The 16,015-nt window shown below is 57.0% G+C and carries 17 protein-coding genes and 3 pseudogenes; 3 read left to right on the plus strand and 17 right to left on the minus strand.

Annotated features, from left to right (window positions below; all coding sequences use genetic code 11):
• The first annotated feature begins 597 nt into the window (after positions 1 to 597).
• On the plus strand, positions 598 to 1,623 hold the full coding sequence (locus ACIQJ2_RS08135; protein ID WP_400668601.1) for an IS110 family transposase: 1,026 nt from the start codon (positions 598 to 600) through the stop codon (positions 1,621 to 1,623).
• Positions 1,624 to 1,911: 288 nt separating this feature from the next.
• Here ACIQJ2_RS08135 and ACIQJ2_RS08140 read toward each other — a convergent pair.
• Positions 1,912 to 2,246 (minus strand): annotated as a pseudogene (locus ACIQJ2_RS08140) (DUF1515 family protein).
• Between the two features lie 362 nt (positions 2,247 to 2,608).
• Here ACIQJ2_RS08140 and ACIQJ2_RS08145 point away from each other — a divergent pair.
• Positions 2,609 to 2,842: pseudogene (locus tag ACIQJ2_RS08145) on the plus strand (IS3 family transposase); the annotation flags it as partial.
• A gap of 88 nt (positions 2,843 to 2,930) precedes the next feature.
• On the opposite strand, the pseudogene ACIQJ2_RS08150 reads toward ACIQJ2_RS08145, so the two are convergent.
• The 13 genes and pseudogenes from ACIQJ2_RS08150 to ACIQJ2_RS08210 form a co-directional block, all read right to left on the minus strand.
• A pseudogene (locus tag ACIQJ2_RS08150) lies at positions 2,931 to 3,323 on the minus strand (glycoside hydrolase family protein); the annotation flags it as partial.
• The gene (locus tag ACIQJ2_RS08155) at positions 3,310 to 3,552 is read right to left on the minus strand and encodes a hypothetical protein (protein WP_400668604.1); all 243 of its coding nucleotides are present in this window, start codon (positions 3,550 to 3,552) and stop codon (positions 3,310 to 3,312) included. The gene ACIQJ2_RS08155 and the pseudogene ACIQJ2_RS08150, both read right to left, overlap by 14 nt.
• Before the next feature lie 657 nt (positions 3,553 to 4,209).
• Positions 4,210 to 5,244 carry an IS110 family transposase gene (locus ACIQJ2_RS08160; RefSeq protein WP_400668607.1) on the minus strand — a complete coding sequence of 345 codons (1,035 nt, stop codon included), beginning with the start codon at positions 5,242 to 5,244 and terminating at the stop codon, positions 4,210 to 4,212.
• A gap of 299 nt (positions 5,245 to 5,543) precedes the next feature.
• A complete protein-coding gene (locus ACIQJ2_RS08165; protein ID WP_400668610.1) occupies positions 5,544 to 5,858 on the minus strand; it encodes a hypothetical protein in 315 nt (104 codons plus the stop codon).
• A 102-nt stretch (positions 5,859 to 5,960) separates the two neighbouring features.
• A complete protein-coding gene (locus ACIQJ2_RS08170) occupies positions 5,961 to 6,254 on the minus strand; it encodes a DUF982 domain-containing protein (protein WP_400668612.1) in 294 nt (97 codons plus the stop codon).
• A gap of 1,187 nt (positions 6,255 to 7,441) precedes the next feature.
• A complete protein-coding gene (locus ACIQJ2_RS08175; protein ID WP_400668615.1) occupies positions 7,442 to 7,714 on the minus strand; it encodes a hypothetical protein in 273 nt (90 codons plus the stop codon).
• Positions 7,689 to 8,459 carry a hypothetical protein gene (locus ACIQJ2_RS08180; RefSeq protein ID WP_400746479.1) on the minus strand — a complete coding sequence of 257 codons (771 nt, stop codon included), beginning with the start codon at positions 8,457 to 8,459 and terminating at the stop codon, positions 7,689 to 7,691. Before ACIQJ2_RS08180 ends, ACIQJ2_RS08175 begins: the two co-directional genes overlap by 26 nt.
• 298 nt (positions 8,460 to 8,757) lie before the next feature.
• Complete coding sequence (locus ACIQJ2_RS08185; RefSeq protein WP_400668621.1) at positions 8,758 to 9,048, minus strand: type II toxin-antitoxin system RelE/ParE family toxin; 291 nt, start codon at positions 9,046 to 9,048, stop codon at positions 8,758 to 8,760.
• A complete protein-coding gene (locus ACIQJ2_RS08190) occupies positions 9,045 to 9,293 on the minus strand; it encodes a CopG family ribbon-helix-helix protein (RefSeq protein WP_400668623.1) in 249 nt (82 codons plus the stop codon). The genes ACIQJ2_RS08185 and ACIQJ2_RS08190 overlap by 4 nt, the downstream gene beginning before the upstream one ends.
• Before the next feature lie 382 nt (positions 9,294 to 9,675).
• Complete coding sequence (locus ACIQJ2_RS08195; RefSeq protein WP_400668625.1) at positions 9,676 to 10,968, minus strand: HD-GYP domain-containing protein; 1,293 nt, start codon at positions 10,966 to 10,968, stop codon at positions 9,676 to 9,678.
• Positions 10,969 to 11,155: 187 nt separating this feature from the next.
• Positions 11,156 to 11,422, minus strand: a complete 267-nt coding sequence (locus ACIQJ2_RS08200) for a hypothetical protein (protein ID WP_400668627.1) — start codon at positions 11,420 to 11,422, stop codon at positions 11,156 to 11,158.
• A gap of 143 nt (positions 11,423 to 11,565) precedes the next feature.
• Positions 11,566 to 12,270, minus strand: a complete 705-nt coding sequence (locus tag ACIQJ2_RS08205) for an anti-sigma factor domain-containing protein (protein ID WP_400668629.1) — start codon at positions 12,268 to 12,270, stop codon at positions 11,566 to 11,568.
• Positions 12,267 to 12,812 carry a sigma-70 family RNA polymerase sigma factor gene (locus ACIQJ2_RS08210; RefSeq protein WP_400668726.1) on the minus strand — a complete coding sequence of 182 codons (546 nt, stop codon included), beginning with the start codon at positions 12,810 to 12,812 and terminating at the stop codon, positions 12,267 to 12,269. Before ACIQJ2_RS08210 ends, ACIQJ2_RS08205 begins: the two co-directional genes overlap by 4 nt.
• 202 nt (positions 12,813 to 13,014) lie before the next feature.
• Between ACIQJ2_RS08210 and ACIQJ2_RS08215 the strand changes: the two genes are divergently transcribed.
• Positions 13,015 to 13,803, plus strand: coding sequence for a DUF4394 domain-containing protein (locus tag ACIQJ2_RS08215; RefSeq protein WP_400668631.1), 789 nt, complete (start codon positions 13,015 to 13,017; stop codon positions 13,801 to 13,803).
• A gap of 82 nt (positions 13,804 to 13,885) precedes the next feature.
• Here ACIQJ2_RS08215 and ACIQJ2_RS08220 read toward each other — a convergent pair whose 3' ends face one another.
• From ACIQJ2_RS08220 to ACIQJ2_RS08230, 3 genes are all read right to left on the minus strand, one after another.
• Positions 13,886 to 14,443: a fasciclin domain-containing protein gene (locus tag ACIQJ2_RS08220; protein WP_400668634.1), complete on the minus strand. Its 558-nt coding sequence runs from the start codon at positions 14,441 to 14,443 to the stop codon at positions 13,886 to 13,888.
• A gap of 151 nt (positions 14,444 to 14,594) precedes the next feature.
• Positions 14,595 to 15,023 (minus strand): DoxX family protein, encoded by a 429-nt coding sequence (locus tag ACIQJ2_RS08225; protein ID WP_400668637.1) that lies wholly within the window; start codon positions 15,021 to 15,023, stop codon positions 14,595 to 14,597.
• Entirely contained in the window at positions 15,007 to 16,014 is a 1,008-nt protein-coding gene (locus tag ACIQJ2_RS08230) for an alpha/beta fold hydrolase (RefSeq protein ID WP_400668639.1), read from the minus strand. Before ACIQJ2_RS08230 ends, ACIQJ2_RS08225 begins: the two co-directional genes overlap by 17 nt.
• Position 16,015: the final 1 nt, after the last annotated feature.

A 16,015-nucleotide genomic window follows, 5' to 3' on the forward strand; every position in this document is an offset into this window, starting at 1 on the left:
GACGACGCCCTTTCAGATCGAATTCCCGGCAAGCATCCGCAATCTCCTGAAGAAGCCACCGCTTCGGCGGCGATCATTTTAGCAGTTGCAAAATACTTCACAAGAAATTCATTCAATAGTAGCATCCGCTACGCGAGCAGCATTTGTGCACCCACCCCGCTCGCATTCAAATGTGTGACTCCTGCTAAGTGCCCCTGCCGGTGCGCCCGGCAGGGTTTTTAATTTTCGCTTCAGGAATCGCTTTTAAAATTTCCCTATGCGAACAAATTTCCCTCCACTGGATGTTCGCATGCCACAACCCTGCCCTCTCCCCCAGAGGCAGGGCTCTTTTTTTGGGGGTAGCGCTGGGAACTTTGTCGACCACCATTCGTTTCCGGCCTGGGGGAGCCCTTCTCCCGCATATTGCTTGATTCCCATAATTCAGCCCGCTTCGGCGGGCTTCTTTTTTGCGCGGCTCGTTCCTTCTGCGTTGTGAACACGATGGCCTTGCGACAGGCCGGGGAATGCTCCTGTCTGACTTCCTCTGCCACCAAATTCTCATCAGTAGTTAATCAGTCGACGTTATGTCGCTCCCTGGTTCACCAAGGGGAGATTATTTTGTCACACACAGTTATCGTTGGTCTGGACCTGGCCAAAAATGTATTTCAGGTGCATGGGATCGACGCCGACGGCACAAAGACATTCAACAAAAAGCTGCGTCGGGAGGATGTAAAACGATTCTTTGAGGAGCTTCCGCCTTGCACCGTTGCTATGGAAGCCGGCAGTGCCTGCCACTTTTGGGCGCGAGAGATTGGCGCACTCGGCCACCTAACAAAAATCCTCCCCGGACAGTATGTAAAACCCTTTGTCAAACGAGACAAAACAGATACTGTAGACGCGCACGCGATCGCCATAGCGGCGACACAGGCGGCTATGCCGAGCGTGCCGGTGAAGTCGGCTGAACAGCAAGCGTTGACCGTCTTAATCAAGGCCAGGGCGCTCTTCGTTCGACAGAGAACAAAAGCGTTCCAGGCCTTTCGAGGCCATCTGTCCGAGTTCGGCATAATTACGGGCACCGGTACTGCGAAGCTTGAGCGATTAGCAACAGAACTTCGCACGGGGTCCCTGCAGGAAATACCGGCAGCGGTGCGGGACGTGATCTTAGCTATCTACGACGAGATCGATGCGCTGAATGTCAAAATCGCTCGCTTCGAGAAGGAGCTTGCATCACTTTCTAAGCAGGAAAGTGACGCGCGACGCCTCTTGGCCATACCGGGGATCGGGCCCATTACCGCATCCACAATAAAGGCCTATGTGCCGGATGCGACTGTGTTCAAATCCAGTCGGCATTTCGCTTCGTGGCTTGGCTTGGCTCCCAAGGCGCACAACAGCGGCGGGAAGAGCCGATCTGGGCCAATATCAAAGCGGGGAAATCCGGTTTTAAGGGCGTTGCTATTCGTCTCGGGCATGACGCTGGTCAGGCAAGCGAAGGCAAAGGCGCGCTCCGTGGATACATGGCTTGCGAGGCTAGCCGAACGGCGCCCCTACAAGGTTGCCGCTGTCGCGGCGGCGAACAAGATTGCTAGAGTGGTATGGGCCTTATTGAAAAATGGCGGCACATTTCGAGCATTGACGCAGGTTTAAGTACCAGTTTCGCGGCGTTTAAGGTTGGATATCTCAGTTTAAGACAACGCTCACAAGAGACAGTGCAGGCCGTACATGAAGCTGTGCAAGAAAGCACGGGATAGTTAAAGGCCGTTCTGTCAGCGCGTAGTCGAATGGTGTGCACTCTTTGTAACGCCGACAATTTTCCTGCAAGCGATGTCTAAATCAGTAAAAATCTTATCACACCGCGGGGTCGCCCCCTTCAAGGGCGGCCCATCAATGTCCCGCGGCACAATTGATGAGGGGAAACACGGATGTCTGATAGATTCATTTCCCAATGACGACCAATCCGAGCCGCTTCAGCGCATCCGCGAACGATACTCCGAGCACCACGCCGGCGATTCCAATCATGGCGAGCGCGCCGAGCCCATCAGCTTACATCGCTTTACATCGTCGGTGACAGGCCGCATTTCGGAGATATCCTCCTGAACAGCGGCGACGTTCCCCTCAACCTTGCCCAGCCGATCAACGAGATGGTCCATGCGCTGATGAATGGCGGCTCGGCCGTTGTCCGACTTGATCTCTGATTGACGAAACGCATCTCGCAGGTTTCGGACTTCTGCAAGCACCTCCCCCAATCTGCTGATGAAGGCGCGGATCAAATTCTGTTGGCGACATTCCGGATCTTTCAATGGGGGATTGAGAGGAGACCGGCGGCAATCATGCACCCGAGTGCGCCAGTGGTCACAGCGAAGAGCGTGAGAAAGACTACCGAGGACATGCGCCCTCACCAGCACTTTTGTTCATGCCCGAACCTATTGTGGGCCGCGACTTGGTTGGCAAACTGCCGATCCGCTTGCAGGATCGTTACCGACGTTTGCAGGCTTGGTTGAAGCTTCTGCCAGCCGTCGCACGCATTCTGCGGCGTCGCTGTCTGACAGCCCGAAATCAGCGCACAGAGAGGCAACATCAGCAGAAGACACCGGAGGTGCGGACGAAAGCTTGGACCACCAGGAGGTAGTTCATGTATTCCTACGCAGACAGACTTCGAGCCGTTGAGCTTTATATCCGGCTCGGCAAGCGGCTTAACGCGACCATTCGCCAGTTGGGTTATCCCCCCAAGAATGCGCTGAGGGGCTGGTACCGTGAGTACTTACAGCATCTCGACCCGCGTGTTCAGTCGACTGCCCGAGCGCCAAAATATTCCGAGGCCGAAAGGCAGGCGGCACTTGAGCACTTTCGCACCCACGATCGTTGCAGCTGGCGAGATAATCAGGGCGCTTGTCCTGCCGAGTGGCATCATTGACGATCCGAGCAGCCGTCGAGCCGCAGGCCCGGCCGGTCCCGATGTTCCACGACAGGGACAGCATCATGCCGCGCCAAGCGAGCGGCTGCTGATCCCACTCGAAAATGCAGGCAACGAGCGCCGGCCGATATCGCTTTTCCATCTTCATGGCAGTTCGCTGATCACATTCTGCAAGCGTGAAAACCTGACCCGGCTTCACATCGTCGGTATCCCCGTCACACCCAGTCCAGACAGGCGGCTTGGCGATGCGGTCAAGATAGGCGACGAGCTGACGCCCCTCCCATGGGATCGTTGTCTTGATGGCGAGCGCAACGTCATCGTGAACCTTTGGCTGTCCGGGGAAGATCGACACATACCCGGCGACCGAAGCGGCTACGATTGATGCAATGAGAGCCTTTGCCCGCGGCGTGGCGCGGAGTTTACTGATCGGCATCGCGATCTCCTGAGATTTTGGATTGAAGGACGAACCGGGCAACCCATGCCAGCGAACCGCAGACAGACGCGGCAGCCAGAAGCCAGACCAGAGTGAAAGGAAGGTATGATGCGACGGCAGGCGCCAGCGACGCCGCCAAGTCGAGCAGTGTGATCGCGACAAAGGCCTCGATCATCCGCAGACTGAGCGAACGCTTAAGCACCCGACCCGGTCTGGGTACGAGTTTCATTCGGGTTTCCTCTGTGGATGACGGCCACCCTCGCCTTGCCCAAAGACGGAACGTGCCTACGTTGCGAATCTGCAATGATCTGTAGGAGTTAGCGAGCGTGGGTTACGATTGGAATGGCGTTAGAACGCGGCGGATCAAAGTGCTCAAGGTTGCGATATCAGCGCTCATCGTCTTGGCGGTTCTGGGAGTTCCTTCGATGATCTTGCTCGGCAGCGTTCGTTAGAATCGCTCCCGAGGCAGAGCTATTTCCCCTGGCATCGGGAACCTTTCTAATCCAAGCTCGTTCAATACCCGGGAGATTATTTCACTCCCTGACAGCTCAGTTCCCACGATTCGGCCCGTCGAAAGATCGGGCTGGTGGTTTCCACGCGGAACTGAGCCTTATGCGCCTAACCGGCTCAGTTTCGCGTGGAAACGTATGGCCCGCCCTGTTTGCAAGTAGTTTTTTAGATGCTCTGTGCAGTCTGCTTCAACGTATTCGGTCTTACGGTCACGCCGTAGCCAAGATGGATATCCGCACGTCCAGAGCCACGATAACCAACACGGTTTCAATGAACCATTTCCACGCCTGGGCTTTCTGAACGCCGATTGACTGTCAGGCCATCTATATTCCTTCTCGCAAACATCATGTGCTGCGCATAAGCGCAACCAACCCCGTTACGCTGGCGCTACGCCGAAAGTCTTCTCATACGGTCGCTCCTTACGCAAAATAGCCCAGGCAATACGCGCAAGCTTGTTTGCAAGGGCCACGATCGCGACATTCCGGTGAATACCGCGGGAAACCAGCGTTCGAAGCCACTGGCCGACAGGCGTATCGCTTTGACTGAGTACGGGCATCGCCGCTCGTGCACCGTGCACAAGCAAAGTTCGAAGGTAGTTGTTGCCGCGTTTCGTTATTCCGAGCAGCCATGGCTTGCCACCGGTCGTGAATTGTCGTGGAACAAGTCCTAGCCACGCGCCGAGATCTCGCGCATGTTTGAAACTGCTGGCATCGCCGATCGCGGCAACCAGGGCTGTGGCGTTAAGGACACCGATACCGGGGATAGTCGTCAAACGATGCATCGCAAGATTATGCCGCGCGAGCGACACGAACTCAGCATTCAGTGCTGCGATCTTCGTATCCAGAACTTTCCACTCGTTTCGCAATTCGACAATCAATTGATGCGTGCGCGGAGACAAGTTCGCCTCTTGATCACCCGGAAGGACATCCAGGGCAACCTCAAGCTTACGACGACCGGCAGCAAAAATGAGACCGCGCTGAAGGAGGAGCGCCCGGATTTGATTGATCAACGTGGTTCTCTGCGCAACGAGGCGCGATCGAACCCTGTGCAGCGACTGAATATCGAGCTGCTCCTCACTCTTGAGGTCGACGAATCGCATTGTGGGACGCGACGCGGCTTCCGCGATGCCCTCCGCATCCCTGTCGTCATTCTTCTGCGCTTTAATATAGGGGCGAACATACTCGGGCGACATCAGTCGCACTTCGTGTCCGCGTGCTGCGAAAAGTCGCCCAAGGTGGTGAGCGCCGCAGCATGCTTCCATAGCAATGATACACGCCGGCAACTTGCCTACAAACTCAATGAGCGTCTGACGCCGCATCGTTCGGCGGACAATCACCGAACCTTTGTCATCAACTCCGACAACGCTGCAGCTGTTCTTTCCTATGTCGATGCCAAATATCGAAATCGTCATGATCTGGCTCCTCTTCCTTCAATGACGAGACATCATACTCGATGTTCTCGGAAGGGCGGGCCATCCCATAACCAACAGCTCGGCACCACAACCGAGCCGTAGGTGCTCTTTGCCGATCGTGGCGGCATGAAGATCATCAGCCGGCCATAACGCTTGGCGATGCACCGATCAGCAGCTCCAAGATCAGCGTGTGATGCTCTGCAAGCGTAGTCTCAACCGGAAGGAAATTCTCGGTATCCTCGTCTTGCTCATCCGCAGGCGCGCCGGGGACCTCAATGTACTTGGCATAACCGGTGAGGCTATTCCTCGCTGCCTTCCTCCGAAGAAGCTCCGATGCTGCCGCCTGCCGCGATAATTGCAAGTTCATCGTCTGTTAGATCTCGCGCAGAGCGAACATGAAGCGGGTTGCTCGGGTCGTCTGGAATTGTCTGCGCCACCTTTCCATCAAGCCGGTCTGCCACCTCTTTGATGGCGGCAACATCGCCGGTGATCGCTTTCGCAATGAGGGCATCAGCAACAGCGCGGAGCTTTGAGCCGCCAGTTTCCGTCGCCGCTTTGATCGCGATATTGAGCATGTTGGCGAAGGACTTTTCCTTCGGCGGTCTGCCGGCCATTTAAATTCACCTAGATGTTTGAAATTCCGGTGCCCGGAAACGAAAAGCCCGACCGGCATTCGCTGATCGGGCTGGAATCTTCAAAATAGCGCGTCGAACGCGTCAGGAGCCAATATTGCGACCAGTTGAACGCTGGGCCAGAAAAGGAACTTCTTCGATATTCGCCAGCATGTGCCTCTTTATCAGGAAGCGGCGCAGGTTTTCCCGGAACGCAGGTAGGGGGAATATTCCCTGAGCAGCCATACGGCATGCTTTTTCAAGAACCTCGAAGGTCGTATCTCTATCGTCCTCTGGCCATTCCTCTAAAACATCAAGGGCATCCTCAAGGCTCGCAAGCTCCTGAATATAATGCCGCTTTTTTAGGAACAGTGGAGCGTCAAAAAGGGTGTTAGCCATCGCCATCTCCTTTCTCAAGCACCTTTGACGGCGCCAGATTTAGGAGCGGAAGTCGGAAATTCAAGAGGTTTTGGCCCAGGCGCGCAGCTCAGCCCGTCTGGACCAAATAAAATGCCCGACCAGCAGTTATGCCAATCGGGCGGCTTGCAACCGTGATCGCGCGCTCCCATGTCAGGTTCACACGCCTCAGCATGGAGTATTTGATGCCCACAAATGCTGCCCCTAGGTGGGCCTGGGTAATCTTTCGATGGGTCTGGGCATTCACGATAATCGCTATCGCCGTCGGATTCGGGGCAGCATGCGGCTGGCATAAGCATGGATTGGTAGCGGCGATCGCGCTTGGGTTTGTTGGTCTCGTGGTCGGCGCGCCGTTTGCATGCTCGCCCCGCGGGACCATTGAAGTGCTTGCGACGATGCTAACAATTTAATTGCAAATCAGCGGCACTACTTGTTGGGCTGCGAGAGCCGATTGGCACTGGGAAGCCACGCTGTAGCACGGGCGGAACGATGTCAGGTTCGAGCCGAAAAGCGAATCAGTTCATAGTAAGAGGATGACCGCTACTAAGACTGAACGGGCAGATAATTCCGGAATACAGTTCGCCTTTTACAGGCCGAGCCAGGTCATCTGAATATTTTTCGTAAAGAACCTCCAGGCAGTAATGAATCAGGGCTGAACAGGATTCATATTGATTGTAAAGCGATTCTTTTTTGAAGGCCATGTGACAGTCAAAATTACTCTGCTAAGTCAATGGTCGCTAATGAATTCTGTGTAAAATTCATCGTTGATTCCATTCAATTTTCAGTGCTGATTACGCAAAGGTCGAGGCAAACGACAGTGTCTCACAAACACCTCAACGTCGCGCCTCGGCCTTGGTACGAAGTAGCGTATGACTACAACCGCGCGAGGGGGATGCATCGTTCCACCGGGTTCATCCCCCGAGCGACCGTATCTTGCAACATCTGGCGCCGAAGAGCAAAAGCAAAATGACGTTATGGTCATTTTGACCGATTTTCAGGAACTGGTTGATCTCACACTCGACATGTAGGCATAGAAGGCAGCGTTTTTGCAAATGCCGCGCCCGGTCGCCCGGTGTTTGAATTCCCGGTTGGGAAGGGTCGATTGCGGCGCTACCGCTCGGCACGGCGGCGTTCCTTTCGCCGGTTGGCGAGGGCCAGGACATCCGCCCTTACTCCGCCGTTGACACATCAGCACCTTCCATGAGACGCAGGCAGATATAGGTATGACGTAGGCTGTTTGCTGTTCGCGGCTTGCCATCCCGATCCAGCTTGAGGTTCTGCGCCTCAAGAAGATTGTTGAACATCTTGAGATAATTGCCGGGGAACAGCAGATCGGTGGGCTGTGGAGCCTTCACGACGATCTCGCCGCCCTCTTTATCCTTCCCGCGAACCGGCTTTAGCCGGTCGCGCAAGCGCTCATAGGGCTTCACAGCACCCGGCATGGATTAGCACTAGCCGATCCCGCGCTTCCCGCGCACTTCGATCTCGAGGATGCGCTCGCGGCTCTCGGGGATCTTCGACAATGGTCACGTCGCGATGCTGGAGCTGTTTGGCCTCGTCCGGGCGCAAGCCCGTGTTGGCCATGAACAGGATGAAGTCATGCGACTGCTCCGCTTCCCAACGAAAGTGCGGGTTCTTCGGCTCCTTGGCATTCTGGCGCGTAGCCTCATAAAGCTGCTTACATTCGACGGGGCTGAACCATGGCCGGTGGGTAATTTTGCCCTGTGTCTTATAGGGCGGCGACAGATCAGGAAGATGGGTGAGCCACTTGTGACGGATCGCCGTTTTCAACACCTGCCGCAAGGTTCCCACCTCGTCGTGCAACGTGCTGCGGGCAGGCGCTTTGCCCGTCGTAGCCGAGCCGATGCGGTGAACACGATAGTCCTGAACCGTCCCGGCATTAATTTCCGAAAGACCCATTTTGCCGAAGAATGGGATCAGGTGGAGACGCAAACGAATGCTGTGGCCCTCCACCCATTTCTGACTGCGCTCGCCTTCGGTAATGACACCATATTCCTGCTCGAACTTCTTGGAGGCTTCGGCAAAGGTGGTCTCTGTTTCAGGATGCCCGCCGCCAGCTTGCCGCGCAGGCCGAGATACCAGTCTTCGGCAAACGCCTTGGCTTGCTCCAGTCCGGTTTCCTTGGTGCTGGCACGGTACTGGCGGCCTTGGACGGATGCCGAGCAATGCCGCGTGAGCCCCCCGCGCCGGTAGACATTGACCTTTCCTCCGAGGATTTCATGGCTTGCCATAACGGCGGGAAACTGCTCGGCCATACGAGTCATTAACGCCGCCTCGCTCGCATAAGCGGGCGCGCTCCATTTCAGGTAGACATACCCGCGATCAGTGGCGAAACGATAGACCTTTGACCACGGTACTGCACGTACAAGGTACTGCACGTACAAGGTCCGGCCCACCAAGCCGACGATAACCATGAGCTGCGAGCCAATCTTCCGTCCAGATGATCGCCGCATCCATAGCGAGACTACAGCTCCGAAGGCCACCGTTGATGGGCATGCATGACGGTCAGAATCTCGATATCCGACCCGACGCGGTAGGGAATGATATAGGGAATGTCCCCCAGCACCACTTCACGAGTGCCCTTGATACGACCGGCACGTCCTTTTGCCGGAAAGTCCGCCAGCATATCCGCCGCCGACACAATCCGCGCGACAACGCGCGCAGCGGCGTCGGGATTGTCCTTCTGGATATACTCACCAATCTCATCAAGCCGCCGCAGCGCTCGCAGCGTCCAGCGGATGCGTTTCCGACTCATGATTGACGGGCAGACTTGACGTACTTGCCGACAACCTTCGCCACATCATCATCGCTGGCAAACTCACCGCGATTGGCTTCGGCCAACCCGGCCTCGATCTCGGCGAGCTGCCACTCCTGCTGCTCAACGAATGCCTCGATGGCCTCGGCGGCCATGTACGCGCGGGAGCGATCCAGCTTTTCCGCAATCTTATTAAGCTTGTCTGCGGTTTCATCCGAAACCCGCACGGTAAATGCAGCGGTCATGGCATTTAACTTTCTTTGGTTCACTATAATTATTGGTGAACCAATGTGGTTCGTCAAGGTTCTTGCTATATGTGTTTTGGGGGCGATTGTTGGAATACGCGATGCCGCCCTCCAGATTGAGCGGCGGCAATACATCGTTGTCGTTGGGGAAGATTGGTTGCGGGGGGATGAGTCCACTGAGACTTGTATATTTGGCGGCCATAAGACAAGCTGAGGTGGAAAATATTTCCGCCAGCTTTGCCCCCCTTTTTCCTCAACGGAATGAGTTACATCGGGCTATCCGCAGTCTGATCACTTCCCGAACATGAGAGACGAATGCGGCCAAACCGCCGCAGTCGCTACAAACCACTTCAGGCTTACCTTTTGGTGCACTAGATTGCGGTCAAGCGGCACTCTTCAGGCTCGCTTTCGCAAGCGCACGCTCAAGGGCTTCGATGCAAGCGGGATCGAGGGCCGCATCTGCACCCTCCCAGAGAATGGCAATCGCCTTATCTATCGGCATGGCGCTCCGATAGGGACGATCCGCCGTCAAGGCATCGAAAACATCTGCGGTAGAGACTATACGTACTTCCAGAGGAATGTCGTCAGCCTTCAGACCGCGCGGATAGCCCTTGCCGTCCAGTCGTTCGTGATGCGCGCCGCCGATGAGTGCTGCCTTCGAAAAGGCGTCTATGGTAGAAAGAATTTGCTCGGAAAACTCGGAATGACGTCGCATCTGCTGCCATTCCTGGTCATCAAGCTTGCCGGGCTTATCCAACACGCTGTTGCTGACACCGAGCTTACCGATATCGTGCAGCAAGGCGGCACGCTTTAGAAGCCGGCGTCCTTCGAAATCAATAGCCATTTCCTCGGCGATCAGATCGGCAAACAATGCAACGCGATCGCTGTGACCCGATGTGTAGGGGCTCTTGGCATCGATGACTTTCGCGAAGCCTGCAGCAATATCATCCAGATAGTCGTCATCGGCCATGACCGCGTGCTGTCCGGGTTCGGACGCAAGAACGATAGCTTCCAGATCTTCCGATTTCAGTGCATCCCAGAAGCCGGGCCGGTTAGCGACTTTGATGAATGCGTCGACCAAGGCAGGATCGAACCAATCGCCGGACCGCTTTTTCGCCTCGCGGATCGCATTCTGCGAACCGCCGCTGAGATTGAAAATATCGATGACCTGCGCCAGCAGGGCAATACGCGAAAACAGTGGGATCTGCGAGCCCGCCGCGCCGTTCGGCTTGCCGCCGCCGTTCCAGTGTTCGTCGAGCCCGAGAATCCCGTGCGCTACCGCTTCGGAAAAGCGCATCTGCCGGGCGATTTCGGCGCCCCGCTGGCAGCGGGTCTGGATCAGTTCGGTCGAGAGCTCTCCACCATTCTGCAGGATGTTGAGAATGCTGCGAAACCGCTCAGCAAGGCCGGCCTGCATTCCGGTATGGCCGATGACAAACCTCAGCACCTGGCTGAGACTTCCGTCCACCAACTTGAAGTCGTGCTTGAAACTCAGATCGTCGGCCAAGTACAGCTCGCAAATGCGGGCTGCGTTGCTGCTGCAGCCGAGGTCCTTCAGGAGGAGCGTATAGTAGAGGTCGTGCAGCTCATCGTCGTCGAGTCCGATTTCCCGGCCGATATGTGTGCCGATATAGCAACTCCGAATGCAATGGCCTGCCGGTTGTCCCTCAGTCATGTCGAGGGCTTTGCTTAGTGCTTCTATAATTTCCGCCAGGCGGATTCGAATACCCGTCATCAGACCAGCCCTGTTATAGCCGGCAGGCTAACGGAAGAACGTTGCGGAAGAATTGCGTTCTTCCGCAAATGACAAATTAGTCCATGAAAATCATTATTTTAGAGAGCGCTAAATGTGATTGTTGGACTTATGCTTTGGGACGCACGAAATTCCAAAGCGCCCGATCGGAAGCAGCCGGTCTAATCAGGTCTGGCATCGATTCCAGAGTGGAAACGAGCTGGTCGAGACCGCTGACGCTTGACAGGTAACGCACGAGATCCGGTGACAGGTCGGCCGCCACATCCAAACAAAACCCCTGAATGACGCCAAGCTCAATCGAGGCCCTCGGGGTCTGATCCCTGGCCATTGAAATGACCTGAGCCGTCAATTCATCAAATGTCAGCAAGCCGGCCATAAGAAAATCCTCTCGCTTTACGGCGTCAATTAGCTTCGGTGGATCATGCCGACCTGAGCCGGAGCTGGCGCCTCACTCAGGATCTACGGCATGCCTCGACGTTGAGTTTCAGCCTGCAGCAAAAATAGTGATCAGCTCTTCCACTAACGCGGCAGTTTCGCTAGACCCTTGGCGAGGATCGGTCCTGTGGGGCGCCCTGTTGGCGATCCACCGGCCTGCTCTAGCGTGATTTCGTAAAGCTGGTCGTTTTTGGGCATCGGAAGTGCAGATCCATCCAGGCGGGCGGAACGCACGCCATCGATCAGGCCAAGCGATACTGGCCCCCTTTCCCGCGACGGCAAGGTCCAGACCTGTATCGTCTTGTCCTTCGGCACGCTGAAGTCGGCCAGCATGCGGATCGTCGCATGCTCGTTGCCGAAATCCTCGACCACCGCCTGAACCTCACCCGACTCGTTGATCAGAACCGCCACGACCAGCGGCTCCACCGTCCGCGTCAGGCTGTAAGCAAGACCTATGGCGAGCACAAAAGTGGCGGCGATGGCCGAGATCGCGGCCATACGCCAACTGTTTCTGCGGTTGTCGTTGGCGATGGATATTGAAGGCTGAGCACCGGTTCGATCCTGGACAGGCAAGGCTGCCTCGATTCGCCGCCAGAGATCTTCGGTTGCCGCAGCCGGCGCAACACCCGTGTCCAGCGGCAGGAAACGCTCGCGGCTTGCGGCGATTGCGGCTCTCAGTTCGGCATCGCGTTCCATGGCAAACTCGATCTCCGCAGCGTCCGTGGTCTCGATCAGGCCCAGGACATATTCGTCGGCAATGTTTGGGATGTCCTTGCGGTCGTAGGTCATGCCATGCACTCCCTGAGTGCCGAGAGACCACGCCTGATCCAGGACTTGGCCGTGCCGAGAGGAATACGCAGCCTCCCGGCGATCTCGCCATGCGAATAGCCGCCGATATAGGCCATCAGGATGCCGCGCCGTTTCGTCTCGTCGAGTGCGCCGAGGCAATCGTAGAGCCGCGAATTGCGGTCCAGCCTGTGCCACGCCGCCATCACCTCATCCGCCTGTTCGCTTTCGCGCAGGGTTTCCACTTCCTCGACTGTGTGCTCGCGCTTTCCGTCCCGCAGGAGATTGAGAGCACGATTTCGGACGATGGCGTAGATCCAGCCGCGCGCGGAACCGCGATCGGAAGAGTACTGGTGGGCATGCGTCCAGATGCGAATGAAGGCGTCCTTCACGACCTCCTCGGCAAGCTCCCGGCGTCTAACGATGCGCTCGGCGACCACTATCAGACGTCCCGCCTCGCGATCGAAGATCAGGCGCAGCGCATTGCGATCACCCTTGGCGCAGGCAGCGAGTGCCGTATCGAGATCGTCCGGCGCGGGACCCATCAGCATCAATACCTTCTCCCAATACCGACAGCGAAACTGTCGGCTTTGAAAGCTATACCCACTAAGCGACCAGATGGATGCAAGTCGAAATTATTTTTTCGCGGGCTGCATCCAAACGGCACGGCCGGCGTGTCTTCAGTTCAGGAGGCGTAGAGAGCCAAGCGCTCGGCGACTTCCGAACGGTTCAACTTGGGAGAAAGACATGAAGACCATTCGTTTCGCACTGATCGCTTCCGCCGCTTCCATCGCGATGGCATCGACCGCATTCGCGGCCCCCGTCCTCGGCCTGACCGGCGACAAGACGCTCGTCATGTTCGATACCGCAAAACCCGCCGTTACCAAGAAGATGGACGTGACCGGCGTCGACAAGCTTGTTGGCATCGATTTCCGTCCGGGCAACAAGACCGTGATCGGCGTCACCCCGGATCACCGCATCGTCTCGATCAATCTTGAAACAGGTGACGCCACCGATGTCGCCAAGATGGACAAGATGCTGACGATGACCCAGGCGCCCGTTGTTGTAGACTTCAACCCGATGGCAGATCGCCTGCGTTTCATGACCGGCACGACCAACCACCGCGTCCATCCGGACACGGGCGCAGTGACGGTCGATAGCGTGCTCGCCTTCGAGGATGGCGATATGCACAAGGGTGAGACCCCGAACATCGTGGCGGCCGCCTACACCAACTCCGTCGGCAAGCCGGAAAAGACCGCGATGTACAATATCGATGCCACGATCGGCGCGCTGATCCAGCAGACCAAGCCGAATGATGGCACGCTGAAGGCAGTCGGCAAGCTCGGCCTCAAGGACAAGCCAGCCGCCTATGCCTTCGATATCCAGGGCATGGCGGACGGCAAGAACACGGCCTACCTCGCGGCATCCAAGACACTTTACACGGTCAACCTCGAAACCGGTGCAGCGACTGCTGTCGGCCCGATCACCGGGCTCGACAATGAAGTCCGTGATATCGCCATTTTGCCGGCCATGTAATTCGACTGACGTCCTAAGATGAATAATGAAAAGGCCGGCACCCATGGGGTCGCCGGCCTTTCTCGTGATGCATGGCTTCGGATTACATCTTCGGCAGAAGCACCTTGTCGATGACATGGATCACGCCATTGGACTGCTTCACGTCAGCGATTGTCACATGAGCGACGCCGCCCATTTCATCGGTGAGCGTGATCTTGCCCTTGACAGTCTTGGCCTTGAGGACGCACCCGCCGACCGTCTTAATGTTATGCGTCCCCATGTCGTCCTTGACCATCTTCTTGATGGCCATCGACATCGCGTCCGCGGCAACGACGTGGCAGGTGAGGACCTTGACGAGTTGCGCCTTGTTCTCCGGCTTCAGCAATGTGTCGACGGTGCCCTTGGGCAGTTTCGCGAAGGCTTCGTTGGTCGGCGCGAAAACGGTAAACGGACCTTTGCCCTGCAGCGTTTCGACGAGGCCGGCGGCTTTCACGGCGGCAACGAGCGTCGTGTGATCCTTCGAATTCATGGCATTTTCGACGATGTTCTTGGTTTCGTACATGGGCGCACCGCCGACTTTCGGATTGGCGGCATAGGCACCGGCAGCAGTGGCGGATACGATGGCTGCGACAGCAACCGCGCGGAGTGCGGACTTCAGCATGATATTTTCCTCTTCCTCTGAACGCCCCGGCGCGGATGCGCGCCTCCCAAGGCCGTCCCCTCATGGGTGACGCAACAAGAGACGAGAGCGTGAGAAAAAGAGTTTCAGCGGAAATGCGATTCTTGGCGTCTTTTTTCATGCGATCACGAAGCTATTTTTCAGACCGTCTGAATGGCCAGACAACGACGCTTCCGGCGAAGAGCGCCACCCAAACCAATGGGAGCTGCAGAGGCAGGCGAACGAGATGGTAAAGCCACTGCCATGGCGAAACCGTCGCAGCCCCCAGTCCGTCAATGGCATGCTTGATATTCGCCGGGAATACGCAGACGGCATAAAGTGCCAGGCCAATGCCGGCAGCTTTCCGCAGCCGCGGCATCAACAGCCCGACAGCGCCTGCGATCTCGCACAATCCGGTCAGGAAAATGACAGTTTCTGGCTCGGGAACCCAGGCGGGTGTTATACCGAGGAAGGGTTTGGGCAGGACGATATGCAGAATGCCCGCGAGACCGTAGAAAGCGGACAATCCCCAGCGACACCGCCGCTGCCAGACATCGCCCTTGCCATCAATCCTTTCCATCATGTGCGATCCGCCGCTCGACATCCCGTTTGACGGCGGCGATGTTCACCTTGCGGCCGGCAACCGTCTCGATCGCCGCGATTGCCAGATCGCTGGCGACGAAATCCGATTTATGTCCGAGATTATGCACGACGATCAAACGTGCGCCACGAATATCGCGGGCGAGATGCCGGGAGTGCACCTCCGGCGAAACGATGCCATCCGTGTCGCCGGTGATGATGACCGTCGGCGCCTTGATTTTGCGGTAGTTTGCCGACGACACCTTGGCCCAATCGCTCAAGGCGGCAACCTCTCTAGCATTATGACGGAAAGCCACCGGTCGCAGCGCCTGCAGGGCATGCGTCCTCCCGATGTAATCCGGAGGAACCGGGTTGGGGGCAAACACGCCTTTCGTTGCACGATCGATCGCGACAATTCCGACGGGTGGCACGATCAGGGTGCTGAACAGCGGACCCGTGACCGGAGCACTGGCGGCCTCGTAATACCAGGCGATTCCGCCATCCCATGGATAGACTGCCGGAGACAGGAAGACGAGGCCCGACACCATATCCGCATGGCGGACCGCAAAGGATGCCGCGATCGCTCCTCCGAAGGAATGACCGACGATGATCGCTTTCGCGATGCCGCGCTTCTTCATGAGCACCGCGATGGCGTCGGCCTGGCCGTCAGGGAGAATGTTCTGCTCGCCGCCGATGTCGGAATTGCCGTGACCCGGACGATCAATGAATAGCAGCTTCGCTCTCCCCTGCAGCTTGGCGCGGAACGAGAACATCGGATCGTAAAGACTGGCGCTGGCGCCATGGATGAAGACGATCGGCGGGAGGTCGGCCCTTCGGCCCGCTTCCAACAGGACGCTATTGAGCCTGAAGCCACCGACATCGATACGGACCGGCCGGTCTTCATTCTTCGAGGCGGCAACCGCGCGCGCGGTACCGACCGCGGTGATACCGATCATCAGAAGCGCGGCGATCAGGCGGAGAACTCGAAGGGGCATG

It is taken from the genome of Rhizobium sp. NPDC092011, assembly GCF_044756305.1.
In the GTDB taxonomy this organism is placed as follows: domain Bacteria; phylum Pseudomonadota; class Alphaproteobacteria; order Rhizobiales; family Rhizobiaceae; genus Rhizobium.

Coding starts and splice junctions, on each gene's coding strand:
- ACIQJ2_RS08200 (WP_400668627.1), bottom strand. CDS start 11,422: ATGGCCGGCTTGCTGACATTTGATGAATTGACGGCTCAGGTCATTTCA.
- ACIQJ2_RS08165 (WP_400668610.1), bottom strand. CDS start 5,858: ATGGCCGGCAGACCGCCGAAGGAAAAGTCCTTCGCCAACATGCTCAAT.
- ACIQJ2_RS08220 (WP_400668634.1), bottom strand. CDS start 14,443: ATGCTGAAGTCCGCACTCCGCGCGGTTGCTGTCGCAGCCATCGTATCC.
- ACIQJ2_RS08215 (WP_400668631.1), top strand. CDS start 13,015: ATGAAGACCATTCGTTTCGCACTGATCGCTTCCGCCGCTTCCATCGCG.
- ACIQJ2_RS08160 (WP_400668607.1), bottom strand. CDS start 5,244: ATGACGATTTCGATATTTGGCATCGACATAGGAAAGAACAGCTGCAGC.
- ACIQJ2_RS08185 (WP_400668621.1), bottom strand. CDS start 9,048: ATGAGTCGGAAACGCATCCGCTGGACGCTGCGAGCGCTGCGGCGGCTT.
- ACIQJ2_RS08170 (WP_400668612.1), bottom strand. CDS start 6,254: ATGGCTAACACCCTTTTTGACGCTCCACTGTTCCTAAAAAAGCGGCAT.
- ACIQJ2_RS08195 (WP_400668625.1), bottom strand. CDS start 10,968: ATGACTGAGGGACAACCGGCAGGCCATTGCATTCGGAGTTGCTATATC.
- ACIQJ2_RS08230 (WP_400668639.1), bottom strand. CDS start 16,014: ATGCCCCTTCGAGTTCTCCGCCTGATCGCCGCGCTTCTGATGATCGGT.
- ACIQJ2_RS08210 (WP_400668726.1), bottom strand. CDS start 12,812: ATGGGTCCCGCGCCGGACGATCTCGATACGGCACTCGCTGCCTGCGCC.
- ACIQJ2_RS08205 (WP_400668629.1), bottom strand. CDS start 12,270: ATGACCTACGACCGCAAGGACATCCCAAACATTGCCGACGAATATGTC.
- ACIQJ2_RS08190 (WP_400668623.1), bottom strand. CDS start 9,293: ATGACCGCTGCATTTACCGTGCGGGTTTCGGATGAAACCGCAGACAAG.
- ACIQJ2_RS08175 (WP_400668615.1), bottom strand. CDS start 7,714: ATGCCGGGTGCTGTGAAGCCCTATGAGCGCTTGCGCGACCGGCTAAAG.
- ACIQJ2_RS08225 (WP_400668637.1), bottom strand. CDS start 15,023: ATGATGGAAAGGATTGATGGCAAGGGCGATGTCTGGCAGCGGCGGTGT.
- ACIQJ2_RS08155 (WP_400668604.1), bottom strand. CDS start 3,552: ATGAAACTCGTACCCAGACCGGGTCGGGTGCTTAAGCGTTCGCTCAGT.